14 protein-coding genes and 2 pseudogenes are annotated in these 16,980 nt (G+C 71.2%); 2 read left to right on the top strand and 14 right to left on the bottom strand.

All coding sequences use genetic code 11. The features are described from left to right. Positions 1-41: 41 nt before the first annotated feature. A complete protein-coding gene (gene hflX / locus IOE58_RS09205; protein ID WP_193866099.1) occupies positions 42-1,577 on the bottom strand; it encodes a GTPase HflX in 1,536 nt (511 codons plus the stop codon). A 194-nt stretch (positions 1,578-1,771) separates the two neighbouring features. Here hflX and IOE58_RS09200 point away from each other — a divergent pair, with 194 nt between their 5' ends. Next, positions 1,772-2,389, top strand: a complete 618-nt coding sequence (locus IOE58_RS09200) for a class I SAM-dependent methyltransferase (RefSeq protein WP_193866098.1) — start codon at positions 1,772-1,774, stop codon at positions 2,387-2,389. A 37-nt stretch (positions 2,390-2,426) separates the two neighbouring features. Here IOE58_RS09200 and dapF read toward each other — a convergent pair whose 3' ends face one another. Beyond that, a complete protein-coding gene (dapF, locus tag IOE58_RS09195) occupies positions 2,427-3,185 on the bottom strand; it encodes a diaminopimelate epimerase (RefSeq protein WP_193866097.1) in 759 nt (252 codons plus the stop codon). A 9-nt stretch (positions 3,186-3,194) separates the two neighbouring features. After that, positions 3,195-4,121, bottom strand: coding sequence for a tRNA (adenosine(37)-N6)-dimethylallyltransferase MiaA (gene miaA, locus IOE58_RS09190; RefSeq protein WP_193866096.1), 927 nt, complete (start codon positions 4,119-4,121; stop codon positions 3,195-3,197). A gap of 145 nt (positions 4,122-4,266) precedes the next feature. Between miaA and IOE58_RS09185 the strand changes: the two genes are divergently transcribed. Beyond that, positions 4,267-4,752 (top strand): type III secretion system chaperone family protein, encoded by a 486-nt coding sequence (locus tag IOE58_RS09185; protein WP_259790307.1) that lies wholly within the window; start codon positions 4,267-4,269, stop codon positions 4,750-4,752. Between the two features lie 129 nt (positions 4,753-4,881). Here IOE58_RS09185 and miaB read toward each other — a convergent pair whose 3' ends face one another. The 11 genes and pseudogenes from miaB to thyX form a co-directional block, all read right to left on the bottom strand. Further along, the gene (gene miaB, locus IOE58_RS09180; RefSeq protein ID WP_193866095.1) at positions 4,882-6,450 is read right to left on the bottom strand and encodes a tRNA (N6-isopentenyl adenosine(37)-C2)-methylthiotransferase MiaB; all 1,569 of its coding nucleotides are present in this window, start codon (positions 6,448-6,450) and stop codon (positions 4,882-4,884) included. Positions 6,451-6,509: 59 nt separating this feature from the next. Then, positions 6,510-7,112 (bottom strand): regulatory protein RecX, encoded by a 603-nt coding sequence (locus IOE58_RS09175; RefSeq protein ID WP_193866094.1) that lies wholly within the window; start codon positions 7,110-7,112, stop codon positions 6,510-6,512. 3 nt (positions 7,113-7,115) lie between these two features. Then, the gene (recA, locus tag IOE58_RS09170; protein WP_193866093.1) at positions 7,116-8,216 is read right to left on the bottom strand and encodes a recombinase RecA; all 1,101 of its coding nucleotides are present in this window, start codon (positions 8,214-8,216) and stop codon (positions 7,116-7,118) included. Between the two features lie 268 nt (positions 8,217-8,484). Beyond that, positions 8,485-8,706, bottom strand: coding sequence for a DUF3046 domain-containing protein (locus IOE58_RS09165; protein ID WP_193866159.1), 222 nt, complete (start codon positions 8,704-8,706; stop codon positions 8,485-8,487). A gap of 1 nt (position 8,707) precedes the next feature. Beyond that, positions 8,708-9,013 carry a helix-turn-helix domain-containing protein gene (locus tag IOE58_RS09160; RefSeq protein ID WP_193866158.1) on the bottom strand — a complete coding sequence of 102 codons (306 nt, stop codon included), beginning with the start codon at positions 9,011-9,013 and terminating at the stop codon, positions 8,708-8,710. A 207-nt stretch (positions 9,014-9,220) separates the two neighbouring features. Then, the gene (locus tag IOE58_RS09155) at positions 9,221-9,715 is read right to left on the bottom strand and encodes a CinA family protein (protein ID WP_193866092.1); all 495 of its coding nucleotides are present in this window, start codon (positions 9,713-9,715) and stop codon (positions 9,221-9,223) included. 13 nt (positions 9,716-9,728) lie between these two features. Continuing rightward, positions 9,729-10,283, bottom strand: a pseudogene (gene pgsA, locus IOE58_RS14870) (CDP-diacylglycerol--glycerol-3-phosphate 3-phosphatidyltransferase); the annotation flags it as partial. 124 nt (positions 10,284-10,407) lie between these two features. Beyond that, positions 10,408-13,229 (bottom strand): annotated as a pseudogene (locus IOE58_RS09145) (DNA translocase FtsK 4TM domain-containing protein). A 321-nt stretch (positions 13,230-13,550) separates the two neighbouring features. Then, positions 13,551-15,245, bottom strand: a complete 1,695-nt coding sequence (locus tag IOE58_RS09140) for a ribonuclease J (protein WP_193866090.1) — start codon at positions 15,243-15,245, stop codon at positions 13,551-13,553. Continuing rightward, entirely contained in the window at positions 15,242-16,180 is a 939-nt protein-coding gene (gene dapA / locus IOE58_RS09135; RefSeq protein ID WP_193866089.1) for a 4-hydroxy-tetrahydrodipicolinate synthase, read from the bottom strand. The genes IOE58_RS09140 and dapA overlap by 4 nt, the downstream gene beginning before the upstream one ends. A 25-nt stretch (positions 16,181-16,205) precedes the next feature. Next, positions 16,206-16,961, bottom strand: a complete 756-nt coding sequence (gene thyX, locus IOE58_RS09130; RefSeq protein ID WP_193866088.1) for an FAD-dependent thymidylate synthase — start codon at positions 16,959-16,961, stop codon at positions 16,206-16,208. Positions 16,962-16,980: the final 19 nt, after the last annotated feature.

Raw genomic sequence — 16,980 nt, 5'->3', positions numbered from 1 at the left:
CCCACGGGCGGTCAGATGGCTCACCGGCGGCGGGACACCCCTCAGGCGGTGGCGTGCAGCTCCGCGGCGAGGGCCTCGTCGACCCGTGCCTTGAGGTGGGTGCCCTCCATCAGGTGCTCCTCGGAGATCACCTCACCGGTGCTGTGTACCCGGGAGATGAGATCCCCGCGCGAGTACGGCACCACCACGTCGACCTCGACCGCCGGGCGGGGCAGTCGCTGCGCGATCAGCTCGCGCAGCTCCTCGATGCCCTCACCGGTGCGGGCGGAGACCACCGCGGAGTCGTCGACCAGGCTGCGGATCCGGGCGATGGTCTCCGGCTCGGCGATGTCGGCCTTGTTCAGCACCACGATCTCCGGGACGTCGAAGCCCTCGAGCTCCCCCAGCACCGTGCGCACGGCCCGGATCTGGCCCTCGGGATCGGGGTGGGAGGCGTCCACCACGTGCAGCAGCAGGTCCGCGTCGCCCACCTCCTCGAGGGTGGAGCGGAAGGCCTCGACCAGCTGGGTGGGAAGGTGGCGCACGAAGCCCACGGTGTCCGCGTAGGTGAACTCGCGGCCGTCCGGGGTCTGGGAGCGGCGCACCGTCGGGTCCAGGGTGGCGAACAGGGCGTTCTCCACCAGCACCCCGGCCCCGGTGAGCCGGTTCAGCAGGGAGGACTTGCCGGCGTTGGTGTAGCCGGCGATCGCGACGGAGGGCACCTGGTTGCGGTGCCGGTCGGCACGCTGCGCCTGACGACCGGGGGTCATCGCCTTGATCTCCCGGCGCAGCTTGGCCATGCGGTCGCGTATGCGCCGACGGTCCAGCTCGATCTTGGTCTCACCGGGGCCGCGCGAGCCCATGCCGGCACCGCCGGCGGCCACCCGGCCACCGGCCTGTCGGGACATCGACTCGCCCCAGCCGCGCAGGCGGGGAAGCAGGTACTCGAGCTGGGCCAGCTCCACCTGGGCCTTGCCCTCGCGGGACTTGGCGTGCTGGGCGAAGATGTCGAGGATCAGAGCGGTGCGGTCGATGACCTTCACCTTGACGATGTCCTCGAGGGCTCGACGCTGACCGGGGCCCAGCTCTCCGTCGGCGATCACGGTGTCCGCCCCCACCTCGGCGACCACCTCGGCCAGCTCGGCGGCCTTGCCCTTGCCCAGGAAGGTGGCGGGATCGGGGTGGGCGCGGCGCTGCAGCACGCCGTCGAGCACCTCGGAGCCCGCGGTCTCGGCGAGCGCGGCGAGCTCGCGCAGGCTGTTCTCGGCGTCCTCGAGGTTGCCGGAGGTGTAGAGCCCGGCCAGGACCACACGCTCCAGGCGCAGCTGGCGGTACTCGACCTCGGTGACGTCCTCGAGCTCGGTGGACAGACCGCCGACGCGGCGCAGGGCCTGGCGGTCGGCGAGGTCGAACTGGTCGCCGTCGGTGGTGGAGTCGTAGGTGACGGCCGAGACGGAGGCGTCGCCGCGCGCGAGGATCCGCTCGGTCAGGGGGTCACGGCGGCGGGCGCCGGGGCTCTGCGCGGCATCGGCTTCCTCGGTCGAGCTCCCGGTGACGTCGTCGTCCGGCACGGGGTCTGGATGGAAGGCGATGGGCACGATCTGGGTTCTCCTCGAGGGGGGCGACTGGAGTGGCCGACGCCGGCACGTCCGGGAGGATCGTGCGACGCGGACATCCAGAATCCCACGACAGGTTGCGGAGGTCGAGGGATTAAGCGCAGGGCCGAGAGGGATCACGGGCATCCCCGGCCCTGCGGCGCGGTCACGGCCGGGAGGCTCCGTATCCTGGCGGGGTGAGCGAGCACTACTTCTCCCCCGCCAGCGAGGCAGATCAGGCACCCTTCCCGCTGCGGGTGCACCTGGCGGGCGCGGAGCGGGACCTGGTCTCCAGCAGTGCGGTCTTCTCCGCCCGAGGCCTGGACAAGGCCACCGCCGTGCTGCTGGATCGGCTGGACGTGCTGGCCCCCGTGCCTCCCGGCGCGAGGATCCTGGACCTGGGATGCGGGTGGGGACCGATCGCGCTCAGCGCCGCGCTTCTGCATCCCGACGCGGAGGTGTGGGCGGTGGACGTCACCGCGCGTGCGCGTGCTCTCACCCGCGCCAATGCGGAGCGGCTGGGCCTGGACCGAGTGCGGGTGGCCGCTCCGGAGGAGGTGCCGGACGATGTGCGGTTCGACGCGATCTGGTCCAACCCGCCGATCAGGATCGGCAAGCAGGAGCTGCATGCGCTGCTGCTGCACTGGACGGCGCGCCTGGCCCCGACGGGGACCGCTGCTCTGGTGGTGGGGAAGAACCTGGGGGCGGACCCCCTGGCCCGCTGGCTGGGCGAGCAGCTGCCCGCACGCGAGGTGCGCAAGGCAGCCAGCGCGAAGGGCTTCCGCATCCTCGAGGTGGGGCCGGAGGAAGGCTGAGCGAGGAGAGTTCCCCGCCGGCCCGGGCCGCCTGGGCTCAGCCGCGGAACACGCCGTCGGCCACCAGTCGGGCAGGCCCGGTGAGGGTGACCTCCTCGCCGCGGCGGGCCACCTGGAGAGTGCCGCAGGAGTCGGTCTCCCCCACCCCGCGCTCGAACACCCGCATCGCCACGTGGTGGTCCCCGCGCTGCTGCACGAACTCCATGTTGGTCCCGCCCTCGGGGTCGGGCGCGATGCCGGGGCGGCGGGTGAGGTCCAGCTGGTCCAGGTGCACGCCCTCGGGCAGGAACGCGACCGCGTGGGGGTTGCCCATGTCCACGTCGTAGGCGATCAGCTCGTGCCCGTCGATGCTGAGCCGGCGGTCGTTCTCCTCCAGCGCGGGTGCTCCCATGCCCACCCGCACGGTCCAGTCGGCGCCGTCGTGCCGGGGGCGTGACAGGATCTCGACGGTGCGCAGACCGGCCCGGGTCCAGATCTGGAAGGCGTCCGTGTCCACGTGGCCGGCGGCGCGCAGGTGGGCGGCGAACACGCGCACGCCGTTGCCGCACATCTCGGCGAGGGAGCCGTCCGCGTTGCGATAGTCCATGAACCACTCGGGGGCATCGGCCGGTGCTTCGATCCCCGCAGCGCGGGTGCGCACCACGCGGATCACGCCGTCACCGCCGATGCCGCCGCGCCGGTCGGCCAGTGCCACCACCGTCGCGGCATCGAGATCGAGGATGCCGTCGGGGTCGTCCAGCAGCACGAAGTCGTTGCGGGTTCCGTGACCCTTGGTGAAGGCGAGGCCGGTGTCCATGGTGCGAGCCTAGTTCGCCCGGGCCAGTGCGATCTGATCGAGCGCGGCCTCCCGCAGCTGCGAGGCGGGCTGCGAGGCGTCGATCCAGCGCACCCTGGGGTCGCGTCGGAACCAGGTGTCCTGCTTCCGCACCAGACGGCGGGTGCCCACGACGGTCGACTCGATCGCAGCGCCGCAGTCCATGGTGCCGTCGAGCACGGCGAGGGCCTGCTCGTAGCCGATGGCTCGGCGGGCGGTGCGGCCCTGGTCCAGACCCTGTTCGCGCAGTCCGCGCACCTCGGCCAGCAGCCCCTGCTCGACCATGCGGTGCACCCGCAGGCTGATCCGCTCGTGCAGCCCGGCGCGCTCCAGGCGCAGCCCGATCTGCACGGTGGAGGGGTCATGGTGCACGGGGCGCGGCAGGAACGCCGTGTAGGGGCGGCCCGTGAGCTCCCCCACCTCGAGTGCGCGCACGATGCGCCGCAGATCCCCCTCACCGATGATCCCGGCCGAGTCAGGGTCGATGCGGGCCAGCTCGGCGTGGAGCGCTCGTGTGCCGATGCGGTGGCCGCGCTGCTCGATGCGCCCGCGCACGGCCGGATCGGTGGGCGGGAACTCGATGTCGTCCAGCGCGGCGCGCACGTACAGGCCGGAACCGCCCACGAGGATCGGGACCCGGCCACGCTCACGGATGCCCGCGATCGCCGCCCGCGCCTCCCGCTGATAGGCGGCCACGCTGGCCTCCTCGGTGACGGCCAGCACGTCCAGCTGGTGGTGCGGGATCCCCAGTCGCTCACGGGGCGGGACCTTCGCGGTGCCGATGTCCATGCCCCGGTACAGCTGGAGGGCGTCGGCGTTGACGATCTCGCCGCCCAGGTGCTGGGCCAGGGCGATCGCGAGATCGGACTTCCCGGTGGCGGTCGCGCCGACGACGGCGACGAGCGGGGCGGGGTCCATGGGCTGCACCCTATCGGGGCGTGCGGCCGGCGGGGTCAGCGGGATCACTGACCTTTCCCTCGGTTCGACCGGGGCGAAGGAGTATGGTGGGCGGCGGCCTGGTCGCTCTGGGCCTTCCTACACGATCGCACTGACCGAGGTTGATGTGACTGCATCGAACGAGTCCCCCGCCACGACGGACTCCCGCACGGCTCTGACGCCGATGTCCCTGGAGCGCGTCGAGGAGAGCCTGGGCCGGCTCGGATACGCCTTCGTCGAGGACGAGGAGCACCCCGACGTGCTGCGCGCCCGCTTCGACGACTACCGCTTCCAGTTCATGCTGACTGGCGACGAGCACAGCGTGATGCAGACCCGCGGCCGCTGGAACCACACCGTGGACGTCTCCCGCAAGGTGGAGATGGTCAAGCTGTGCAACGAGTGGAACATGAACCGCATCTGGCCGAAGGTCTATGTGCGGCGCGAATCCGAGGGCCTGCTGGGCGTGTACGGCGAACTGGCCTCCGACTTCCGTTCCGGGGCGCTGGACGACCAGATCGACAGGTCGATCAACTGCGGGCTCAGCACAGTGATCGCGTTCTTCCACAGCCTGGAGGAGCGCCTGGGCGCGGAGCTCGACGAGCTCGATGACTGACGCCGCTCGGTGACCGACGCCGCTCGGGGCGGCTGCCGGCCGCACTGAGTCCCCGCGCGGACTCATCCGGCCAGCGCTGCGGACCGGCCCGGCCGGAGGCCGGGTCCTGCCTACGCCTGCGGGCTCGCCTCAGCGAGGGCGCAGGCTCGGCATCCCCAGCCCCACGGGCCCGGGCGGACTGGAGGCCACCTGGCCGCTCCCGCAGGAGCCGCCAGGCTCGATGCCCTGCACGCCTGCCTCCCAGGCATCGCCGGAACGGGTGCGCCGCACCGAGAACTGCGCGGGGTCGAGCTGGTCCCAGGTGCGTCCGGGAACCTCTGCGCTGTCGGCGATCAGGTAGTGCGGGGCAGCACGCGTGACCGTCACGGTGACCAGGTCGCCCGGTCGTGGGCGTTCGGCGGCGGGGAGGTCCTCGGGCAGGGCCAGGTGAACCAGGCGATGGTCCCGCGCCCTCCCGGAGATGCGGTGCGTCTGGCGGTCCCGGTTGCCCTCGCCCTCGGCCACCAGCACCTCCACCACCTGTTGCTCCAGGCGCTGGTTCTCCTCCAGGGTGATGCGGTCCTGCAGAGCGGTCAGGCGCTCGTAGCGCTCCTGCACCACGGCCTTGGGGATCTGGCCCTCCATGGTGGCGGCCGGTGTGCCGGGGCGGATCGAGTACTGGAAGGTGAATGCGCTGGAGAAGCGGGACTGCTCGACCACGTCGAGGGTGGCCTGGAAGTCCTGCTCGGTCTCGCCGGGGAAGCCGACGATGATGTCGGTGGTGATGGCCGCCTCGGGGATCCGTTCGCGCACGCGGTCCAGGATGCCCAGGAACCTGCTGGAGCGGTAGGAGCGGCGCATGCGGCGCAGCACGTCGTCGGAGCCGGACTGCAGCGGCATGTGCAGCTGCGGCATCACGGTGGGGGTCTCGGCCATCGCCTCGATCACGTCATCGGTGAACATGGCCGGGTGTGGGCTGGTGAAGCGCACCCGCTCCAGTCCCTCGATCTCCCCGCAGGCCCGCAGCAGCTTGGCGAAGGCGCCGCGGTCCCCGAACTCGACACCGTAGGAGTTGACGTTCTGCCCCAGCAGAGTCACCTCGATGGCGCCGGCGTCCACCACCTCCCGCACCTCGGCGAGTACGTCGCCGGGGCGGCGATCCTTCTCCTTGCCGCGCAGGGAGGGGACGATGCAGAAGGTGCAGGTGTTGTTGCAGCCCACGCTGATGGACACCCAGGCCGCGTAGGCGGACTCCCGGCGCGTGGGCAGGGTGGAGGGGAAGACCTCCAGGGACTCCAGGATCTCCACCTGGGCCTCTGCGTTGTGGCGGGCGCGGTCCAGCAGCACCGGCAGGGAGCCGATGTTGTGGGTGCCGAAGACGACGTCCACCCACGGGGCGCGCTCGACGATAGTGGAGCGGTCCTTCTGCGCGAGGCAGCCGCCGATGGCGATCTGCATCCCGGGGTTGGCGTCCTTGGCGGCGCGCAGGGCCCCGAGGTTGCCGTAGAGCTTGTTGCTGGCGTTCTCCCGCACCGCGCAGGTGTTGAACACCACCACGTCCACCTCGCCCTTCTTGGCGTCGGCTGTCTGCGGTGCGGCGACGTAGCCGGAGTCCTCGAGCAGGCCGGTGAGGCGCTCGGAGTCGTGCACGTTCATCTGGCAGCCGAAGGTGCGCACCTGGTAGGTGCCGCGCGGCGCGGGGGCGGTGGTGGTGCTCATGGTGACTCCAGGGTACGGCGCGGGCGGGCGCACTTCCCGCCCGGGCGGCGTGAGGTTGGTCAGTCCTGGGCGGCGGCGCGCAGCTCGGCGGCGATCACCTGGACCGCGAGGTCCCCGGGGTAGCCCTTGCGGGTGAGCAGGGCATCGAGCCGGCGCGCCAGGCGGCGATGGTGGGATCCATCCGTATCCTCGCGCAGGCGCACGAGCTCGGGGCGCAGGCGGGAGCGGACCAGTTCACGGCAGCGCTGCTCCTCACCCTCGGTCTCCCCAGCGGCCAGGGCGTGCTCGATATGGTCCTCGCTCACGCGTCGATCCCGCAGCTCGCGTCGCAGGGCTTCGTCAGACAGGGATCTCAGCTCGCGCCGCTGGCTCACCCATTCACAGGCGAAGGCGGCATCGTCGATCAGACCTGCACGATCGATGCGGGCCATCGCCTCGTGGGCGACGGCCGCCGGGACCTCACGCTGCTCCAGCCGTGCGTGCATCTCCCCCGCCGAGCGGCGCCGGGTGGCCAGCAGACGCATCAGGTAGCGGCACTCGTGGACCACAGCCTTCTCATGCTCGGCGGCCTGGGGATCCGGGGCAGCGTGGGGGCGCTCCAGGATCTCCCTGGTGCGCTCCTGCAGCCGCTCCCGGACCTCGGTGCTGTGTGCGGTGGGCACGGATCAGATGGTGGCCGGGACGTCCTCGTCGAGGAACTCGTCCTGCGCGAGGGCGTCATCCGGCTCGGCACCGGCATCACCGGACTTCTCGGCGTAGGGGCCCACGCCGAGGGCGCGCAGGATCTTGTCCTCGATCTCGGCGGCCAGATCGGGGTTGTCCTTGAGGAACTGCCGGGAGTTCTCCTTGCCCTGGCCCAGCTGGTCGCCCTCGTAGGTGAACCAGGCACCGGACTTGCGCACGATGCCGTGCTCCACGCCGAGATCGATCAGGCTGCCCTCGCGGGAGATGCCCTGCCCGTAGAGGATGTCGAACTCGGCCTGCTTGAACGGCGGGGCCATCTTGTTCTTCACGACCTTGACGCGGGTGCGGTTGCCCACGGAGTCCGTCCCGGCCTTGAGGGTCTCGATGCGGCGGATGTCCATCCGCACCGAGGCGTAGAACTTGAGGGCCTTGCCGCCGGTGGTGGTCTCCGGGCTGCCGAAGAACACGCCGATCTTCTCGCGCAGCTGGTTGATGAAGATGGCGGTGGTGTTGGTGGAGGACAGCGCACCTGCCAGCTTGCGCAGCGCCTGGGACATCAGGCGGGCCTGGAGACCTACGTGGGAGTCACCCATCTCACCCTCGATCTCCGCCTTGGGGACCAGGGCGGCCACCGAGTCGATGACGATGACGTCCAGCGCGCCGGAGCGCACCAGCATGTCGGTGATCTCCAGGGCCTGCTCACCGGTGTCCGGCTGGGAGACCAGCAGTGCGTCGGTGTCCACCCCGAGCTTCTTGGCGTACTCGGGATCCATCGCGTGCTCAGCGTCGATGAAGGCGGCGATGCCGCCGTTGCGCTGGGCGTTGGCCACGGCGTGGAGAGCGACGGTGGTCTTGCCGGAGGACTCCGGGCCGTAGATCTCCACGATGCGCCCGCGGGGCAGACCGCCGATGCCGAGCGCGGCATCGAGGGCGACCGAGCCGGTGGGGATCACCTCGACCGGGGGGCGGGTGTCGTCACCGAGGCGCATGATCGAGCCCTTGCCGAACTGGCGGTCGATCTGCGCGAGCGCGGCGTCGAGGGAGGACGAGCGGTCCTTCGGGGCGTTCTTCGCTGCGGGCATATGAGGATTTCCTTCCAGAGGGCCGGGGTGCCGGCGTGCTGACCGTGCGGCCACACTAGGCGGGGGCTCCGACGAACGATGCGGCCCCGCCCGAGCTGTGGAAGGACGAGCGTTGGGGAGGAACATCGTGATCGGGGTGTCCGTCGCGGATCACTGTACCCGAACACGCGTTCGAAATCAGCGTGTCGCGTGGTCGGTTCCCCGCCGTGTCGCACTGAGGATCCTCGGCGTGTCGCGCCGACATCCGGCACCGTGCCCGAGGGCGCGGTCAGCGCCGCAGATGCGGGGGGATCTCCCAGCGGTCCGATTCCGGCACGTCCATCGCATCGCACAGGGCCGTCCAGACGGCACGCACCGGCAGGCCCTCATCGAGGGCCTGTTCGGCGGTGCGCCCGCCCATCGGTTCGAGGACCAGATCGCGGGTGTAGGTGCGGGCCAGGGCAGGCCCGAAGACGTGGTCGGCCAGTTCGCCGAACTCGCTGCGCCGCACGTCAGCGGGCGCCGACCAAGGGGCCGGCGGCATCGGTGAGCTCATCGGGGACGGTGTCCGGGACGCAGACGCCCTCGGCGACCGCGATGCGGTCGGAGACCTCCCGCAGGACGAAGGACAGCGGGAGCCCGAGAGCGTCGGTGACGGAGACCAGCAGCTCACTGGAGGCCTCCTTCTGGCCCCGCTCGATCTCGCTGAGGTAGCCGAGGGAGACGCGGGCATCGGAGGACACCTGGCGCAGGGTGCGGCCCTGGGAGCGGCGTGCATCCCGCAGGACGTCACCGAGCTCGTGGCGGAACAGTGCCATGGCGCTGCCTCCCTTCCTCTGGTGGTGCTGTGCGTGGTGCGCTGCATGGGCGCGGAACGTGGGGTTCATCGTGCCGGGTACAACGTCCCCACCCGCGCAAGTGTTCCCCGATTGTAGTGGGCGTGGTCTCGGGGCGACTGGGAATTGTGGACGTGCTCGCAGCGTTCGCCTCCCGACGCGTCCCTGCGGCACGTGTGAGCGAGCTGGTCACCGCCTGGTCAGGCAGTGCAGCAGCAGCGTCAGCGCGGCGTCCACCGTGGCGGTGCGCACAGCGGCCCGGTCGCCGGGCAGATGGAGCTCCTCCACCACGGGATCAGCGTCATCACGGTCGACCGCCAGGAACACGGTCCCTGCGGGCACTGCCCGCTCGTCCGGTCCAGGTCCGGCCACGCCGGTGGTGGCGATGGCGACGTCGGCCGCGTACAGGGCACGGGCCCCGGCGGCCATCCGACGTGCCACCTCGGAACTGACCGCGCCCTCGCGCTCCAGCAGGCCGGCGTCCACGCCGAGCACCCGGGTCTTGGCCTGGTAGGAGTAGCAGGCCGCTCCCCCGGCGATCGCGGCGCTGGAGCCGGGGACGTCCACCAGCCGTGCGACCAGTGCGCCGGCGGTGAGCGACTCGGCCGTCGCGATCGACAGCCCGCGCTCGACGGCCGCGGCGATCACCCGAGCCGGGTCCGTCCGCGGGGCGATGCGATCCATGGCGGAAGTCCGCTCAGGGGCGGGCATCGGGGGCGGCCAGGGCCTCACGGCGCAGCCGCAGGCCGTCCTTGAGGTTCACCAGACCCGACCACACGGTGAGCACCACGGCCAGCAGCACCAGAGCCAGGCCGATCCAGCGAGCGGGCCCCCACCACAGCTCGAAGGGCATCAGGCAGAAGGTGATCGCGATGGTCTGCACCACGGTCTTGGCCTTCCCGGCCCAGTTGGCCGGCAGCGCCCCGTACTTCAGGATCGTGAACCGCATGATCGTGATGCCGAACTCCCGCACCAGGATCAGCACGGTCATCCACCACGGCACGTACTCCCACACCGAGAGCATGATCAGGGCGGCACCGGTCATGGCCTTGTCGGCGATGGGGTCCATGATCTTGCCGAAGTCGGTGATCAGGCCCCGGGAGCGAGCCAGGTGGCCGTCGGCCAGGTCGGTCAGCATCGCGAGCAGGAACACAACGGTGACCAGGATCCGACCGCCCACGGAGTCGGGGTGGATCACGGCCAGCACCACGAGCACCGGCACCATCACCATGCGCACCATGGTGAGGATGTTGGCGATGTTCCACAGCGGGACGGGCCGTGCAGGGGGTGCGGAGGGCGCGGTCATCGGGGCTCCTGTGATCGGTGCGGGCGCGGCGGAGAGAACGACCGGGGCGGGGCCGGCGGGGCGGGCGGGGTCAGCGGCCGGTGAGGCTCCATGCGTCCTCCCGTCCTCCGTGTCGTCCCGGTCGTAGTAGTCGGTGGCGGGTTCGGTGCCGTCGTCGGCCAGCGGATCACTGCCGTAGCGGTCATCGCCCGCGTCGTCGTCCCCGCTGCCGTCCGGGCCACCGTGCGAGCTGCCGGTCCCGCGCTCGCCGGCGGCCTCCCCCTCGACGTCCACCGCGCCCTCGTCGTAGGCCTCGGCGGCCGCATCGCTGGGGCCAGCGCCGGCGGGCTCGTCCTCCCCGCGGATGCGGGCGATGGCACCGGCCAGGTCGTCGGGGTGCACCAGCACGTCGCGGGCCTTGGAGCCCTCGGAGGGGCCCACGATCTCCCGCGACTCCAGCAGGTCCATCAGACGGCCGGCCTTGGCGAAGCCCACCCGCAGCTTGCGCTGCAGCATGGAGGTGGAGCCGAACTGGGTGGTGACCACCAGCTCGGCCGCCTGCAGCAGGACGTCGAGATCGTCCCCGATGTCGTCGTCGATCTGCTTCTTGGCGGCGGCGACGGTGACGTCCTCGCGGTAGGAGGGCTTCATCTGGGTCTTCACGTGGTCGACGACCTTGTGGATCTCCGACTCGTTGACCCAGGCGCCCTGCACGCGCATCGGCTTGGCCTTGCCCATCGGGTGGAACAGGGCGTCGCCCTGACCGATCAGCTTCTCCGCGCCGACGGCGTCCAGGATCACCCGGGAGTCCTGAAGCGAGGAGGTGGCGAAGGCGAGGCGGCTGGGGACGTTGGCCTTGATGATGCCGGTGACCACGTCGACGCTGGGACGCTGGGTGGCCAGCACCAGGTGGATGCCGGCCGCGCGGGCCAGCTGGGTGATGCGCTGGATGGAGGCCTCCACGTCACGGGGGGCGACCATCATCAGGTCCGCCAGCTCGTCGACCACGACCAGCAGGTACGGGTAGGGGGCGATCCTGCGCTCGCTGCCCGGGGGCGCGGTCACCTCGCCGGCGCGCACGGCCTTGTTGAAGTCGTCGATGTGCTTGAAGCCGAACGCTGCGAGGTCGTCGTAGCGGGCGTCCATCTCCTTGACGACCCATTCGAGGGCCTCGGCGGCCTTCTTCGGGTTGGTGATGATCGGGGTGATCAGGTGCGGGATGCCCTCGTAGATGGTGAGCTCGACGCGCTTGGGATCGACCAGCACCATGCGCACCTCCTCGGGGGTGGCGCGCATCAGGATCGAGGTGATCATGGAGTTGACGAAGCTGGACTTGCCGGCGCCGGTGGCGCCTGCGACCAGCATGTGGGGCATCTTGGCGAGATTGGCGACCACGTAGCCGCCCTCGACGTCCTTGCCCACGCCCATCACCATGGGGTGCTCGTTGCGGCGGGCCACGGCGGAGCGCAGCACGTCGCCCAGGGCGACCGTCTCGCGGTCGGTGTTGGGGATCTCGATGCCGATGGCCTTCTTGCCGGGGATCGGCGAGAGGATGCGGACGTCGGCGCTGGCGACGGCGTAGGAGATGTTCTTGTCCAGGGCCGTGACCTTCTCGACCTTGGTGCCGGGGGCCAGCTCCACCTCGTAGCGGGTCACCGTGGGGCCGCGGGAGAAGCCCACCACCTCGGCGTTGACGTTGAACTGCTCGAACACCTCGCCCAGGGCCTCGACCACGCGGTCGTTGGCCTCGGAGCGGGTCTTGTGGGGCGGGCCCTCCAGCAGGAAGGAGGAGTCCGGCAGGGTGTAGACCACGTCCCCGGCCAGCTCCAGCTGCTCCCCGGCGCGCGGCAGGTCCCCCATGGGCGGGGGCGCCAGCTCGGCCTTGGTGCTGGGGCCTGCGGCCTCGCCGTCGGCACCGCTCTTCTTGGCCGTCTTCTCCGGTCGCGTGGCGCCTGCTGGCTTCTCGCCCGCCCCGTTCGCGGCAGCGGCCGCGCCGGTGCGCTCGGCCCTGGTGGCAGCGGGACCGGCGGGGAAGGTCTTGGCGCGCTGGTTCTCGTCCTCGACGACGTCGAACACCTCGGTGGCGTCGCGGCGCTCCCCCTTCGGTGCGCGCGCGGAGCCACGGCGACGGGGCGCTGCCTGCCCGTCGCCGACGGGCGTGTCGAAGGCCTCGTCGCCGGCGTAGCCGAAGTCGTCGTGGTCGCGACCGGCGGCCTCCGCCTGCTGGGCCTGCTCCTTCTCGCGGCGGCTGCGGCGGCGCGGGCGACCGGCAGGCTGGGCTTCGGTCTCCTGCTCGTGCAGGGCCGGGTCCGGGCGGCGGGGGCGCAGGCCGAAGGCCAGGCGCTCGGCGTCCTCCTCCTCGCTGCGGCCCACCATCGCGTCGTACACGTGGCGCACCCGCGAGGGGATCGACTCCACGGGCGTGGCGGTGAGCACCAGCACGCCGAAGGCGATCAGCAGGGAGTGGATCACGATCACCGCGACCGAGGGCAGCAGGGCCTCCAGCGGTGCGGCGGCGAGGTAGCCCAGCACGCCGCCTCCGCGGGCCAGGGCGGCGATGCCATCGGCCGGGGCGGGCAGGCGGGCGGAGACCGACGCGATCGCGGAGATCGCGGTGAGCAGGATCGCGATCCCGATCGCGATGCGGGAGTTGGCGCGCACCTGGTCCGGTCGACGGAACATGCGCAGCGACCAGCCGGCCAGCAGCAGCGGGATCACCACGGAGGAGATCCCGAAGGTCCCGGCCACCACGGTGTGGACGGCGCCCAGCACCGGGCCGGATGCCTGCCACCACTCCACCACGGCCACCAGCACGGCCAGCAGCATCAGGAACAGGGCGTAGCCGTCGCGGCGCTGCTCCGGGACCACCTCCCACCGCTGCACCCCGATGGAGCGGACGAAGCCGCCCACCATACGGGACAGGGAGAGGTAGCCGGAGCGGGCTGCGCGCACCGGCAGCGGAAGCGCCGACGGGTCACTGCTCGCGGCACCCTTGGTGCGCGAGGTCCCGGACGCGGAGGTCCGGGAGGAGCCTTTCGACGCACGTGCGGGGGAAGACGTACGTGTCGCCATGGATGTCAATCTACCGCGTGGGCCCTCCCCGGCCCGGGAAGCGGGCCGGGGACTTTCGCGGCAGCGGGGCGAGGATCACGCCCGCGGGCGTGTCACGGCCCGGGTCCCGGGGCACGGTGCGACACGGGTGGGGCGAGCTCCCGGCGCAGGCAGGAGCGGGTCTCAGGCCTCGATCACGATGGGGATGATCATGGGGCGGCGACGCAGGCGCTGGGACACGTAGCGGCCGATCACGCGGCGCATCACCTGCTGCAGCTGGTGGGTGTCGCGGCGGTTGGACTGATCGGCCACGGCCTGCTCGAGCGCCTTGATGATCTCGGGCCGGATCCTCTCGAACACCTCGTCGTCCTCGGCCACGCCCCGGGCGTGGATCTCGGGTCCCGCAATGAGGGCGCCGGTCTCGGAGTTGACCACGGCGAACAGGGAGATGAAGCCCTCGTCGCCCAGGATCCGGCGGTCCTTCAGATCCGCCTCGGAGATCGCGCCCACGCTGGAACCGTCGACGTACACGTAGCCGTTGGGGACCTCCCCCACGACCTTCGCCACGCCGTCCTTGAGGTCTACGACGTGGCCGTCCTTGGCGAGCACCACGTTCTTCTCAGGGATGCCGGTGGCCTCGGCGACGCGGCCGTTGGCGATCAGGTGGCGCACCTCGCCGTGGATGGGCATCACGTTCTTGGGCCGCACGATGTTGTAGCAGTACAGCAGCTCGCCGGCGCTGGCGTGGCCGGAGGTGTGCACCTTCGCGTTGCCCTTGTGGACCACCTCGGCTCCCAGCGCCATCAGACCGTTGACCACGCGGAACACGGCGTGCTCGTTGCCGGGGATCAGGGAGGAGGCCAGGATGACCACGTCACCGGGGCCCACGCTGACGCGATGGTCCCGGTTGGCGATGCGTCCCAGCGCGGCCATCGGCTCGCCCTGGCTGCCGGTGCACATCAGCACCACCTGCTCATCGGGCAGGTCGTCGATCCGCTTGACGTCCACCAGGATCTCGTCGGGCACGTGCAGGTAGCCCATCTCGGCGGCGATGCCCATGTTGCGCACCATGGACCGGCCCACGAAGGCCACCTTGCGGCCGTGCGTCGCGGCGGCGTCCAGCACCTGCTGGACGCGGTGCACGTGACTGGAGAAGGAGGCCACCACGATCTTCTGCCGCGCGCGGGCGAAGATCGAGTTCAGCGTGGGGCCGATCTCCTGCTCGCCCACCGTGAAGCCGGGCACCTCGGCGTTGGTGGAGTCCACCATGAACAGGTCCACGCCCTGCTCGCCCAGGCGCGCGAAGGCCCGCAGGTCAGTGATGCGGCCGTCCAGCGGCAGCTGGTCCATCTTGAAGTCACCGGTGTGCAGCACGGTGCCGGCCGGGGTGCTCACGTGCACCGCGAGGGCGTCGGGGATGGAGTGGTTCACCGCCACGAACTCGCAGTCGAAGGGGCCGAAGGACTCCTTCTGCCCCTCCTTCACGGCGAGGGTGTAGGGAGTGATGCGGTGCTCCCGCAGCTTGGCCTCGACGAAGGCCAGGGTGAGCTGGCTGCCCACCAGGGGGATGTCGGGCTTGAGGCGCAGCAGGTAGGGGACGGCGCCGATGTGGTCCTCGTGGCCGTGGGTGAGCACGATCGCGGCGACGTCGTCGAGCCGGTCGCGGATCTGGTCGAAGTCCGGCAGGATCAGGTCCACACCGGGCTGGGCGTCCTCGGGGAAGAGCACGCCGCAGTCGATGATCAGCAGGCGTCCCTCGAACTCGAGCACCGCCATGTTGCGGCCCACGTCCCCCAGCCCGCCCAGCGGGATGATGCGCAAGGTGTCCCTGCGCAGCTTCGGAGGCTGGTTCAGACGGTCGGTGAATGCGGTGGTCATGCGGAGGGCCTCCGGGAGGGGTCGAGCGGCGGGATGCCGGTGGCGGCCTCGAGGGCGGCGGCCAGGGCACGGGTCTGGTCGTCATCGGCCGCCAGCAGGGGGCCGCGCATGGTGGCGTGGGGAAGCACGCCCTGCAGGGCGAGGGCGGTCTTCGCGGCGACCGCGCCGGGCATGTGGGTCATGATCGCCTCCACCAGGGGGGCGAGCAGCTGGTGGGCCTCGCGGGCGGCGGCCAGGTCGGAGCGGTCCACAGCGTCCACCAGGCGCTTCTCGAGGTCGCCGGCCACCTGGGAGACCACCGAGACCATGCCGGAGGCGCCGATGGCCAGCCAGGGCAGGTTCAGTGCGTCCTCGCCGGAGTAGTAGGCCAGGCCCGAGCGCTCCATCACCACGGTGGCCTGCTGCAGATCCGCCTTGGCGTCCTTGACCGCGAGGATCCGCTCGTGCTCACCCAGGCGCAGCAGCGTCTCGAGGGTGAGCGGCACCCCGGCGCGGCCGGGGATGTCGTACAGCATCACCGGCAGATCGGTGGCATCGGCGATGGCACGGGTGTGCTGGATGATGCCGGCCTGGCTGGGCTTGGAGTAGTAGGGGGTGACCACCAGCAGGCCGTCGATCTCGAGCTCGGCGTGGGCACGGGCCAGGTGGACCGAGTGGGCGGTGTCGTACGTGCCCACCCCGGCCAGGATCGTCACCTCGGGGCCCACGGCCTCGCGGACGGCGCGGGCCAGGTCGATCTTCTCGCCGTCGCTGAGGGTGGGCGCCTCACCGGTGGTGCCGGAGACGACGATCATGTCGTTGCCGTGCTCCACGACGTGGGCGGCGAGGCGCTGGGCGGCGTCCAGGTCGACGCCGGAGGCGTCCTCGGTGAGCGGGGTGACCATCGCGGTCCCCACCGCCCCGAAGGGTCGCGCGCGGCGGGTGTGCTGGGTCATGGTCTCCTCCCGGAGTGTGTGCGGTTCACGGGGCGATGCGCCCGCCGTCCTCGAAAGCGGCGTGGGTGAGCGGCATCGCCTGGCGGAAGTGCTCCTCCATCAGCTCGGCGACCATCTCGATCTCGCGCTGCGGGAACGAGGGGAAGGCGGCGTTGTCCTTCTTCGTGCGCAGGCTGAGGAAGTTCATCAGCGCGCGGGCGTTCATGGTGGTGTACATCGAGGAGTACAGGTTCAGCGGCAGCACCGTGCGGGCCACCTCGCGGGCCACGCCGGCCTGCAGCATCCGCTGGTAGGAGCGGTAGGCGGAGGTGGACTCGTTGCGCACGGACTCCTCGACCAGCTCGTGCTGCTCGGCGGTGCCGGGCTCGAACACGTAGGCGCCGGGCTTGCCCACCTGGATCAGGTTGCGCTCGCGCGAGGGCACGTAGAACACGGGCCGCATCTCGCGGTAGCGGCCGGACTCCTCGTTGTAGGAGGCGATGCGGTGCCGCATGAACTCCCGGAACACGAAGATCGGCGCCTCGACGTAGAACGTGAAGCTGTTGTGCTCGAAGGGGCTGCCGTGACGGTCCCGCATCAGGTAGCGGATCAGGCCGCGGTCCCGGGTGGAGGCCTCCTCCCCGGCGATGGCGACGGTCTGCTCCCCCTGGGTGGAGACCCGGGCGGCGAAGACGACGTCACCGTCCTGCGCCGCGGACTTCACCAGCTGGACGGTCATGTCGGACCGGAAGGCGATGTCACCATCGGCGGCGCCGGTGCCCGTGCTCACGTTCTCGTTCATGTCCTCAGAGCCTAGTCCA

The sequence above is a fragment of the Brachybacterium epidermidis genome (genome assembly GCF_015209585.1).
Lineage (GTDB): Bacteria > Actinomycetota > Actinomycetes > Actinomycetales > Dermabacteraceae > Brachybacterium > Brachybacterium epidermidis.
This window is presented reverse-complemented; position numbering and strand designations above follow the sequence as displayed.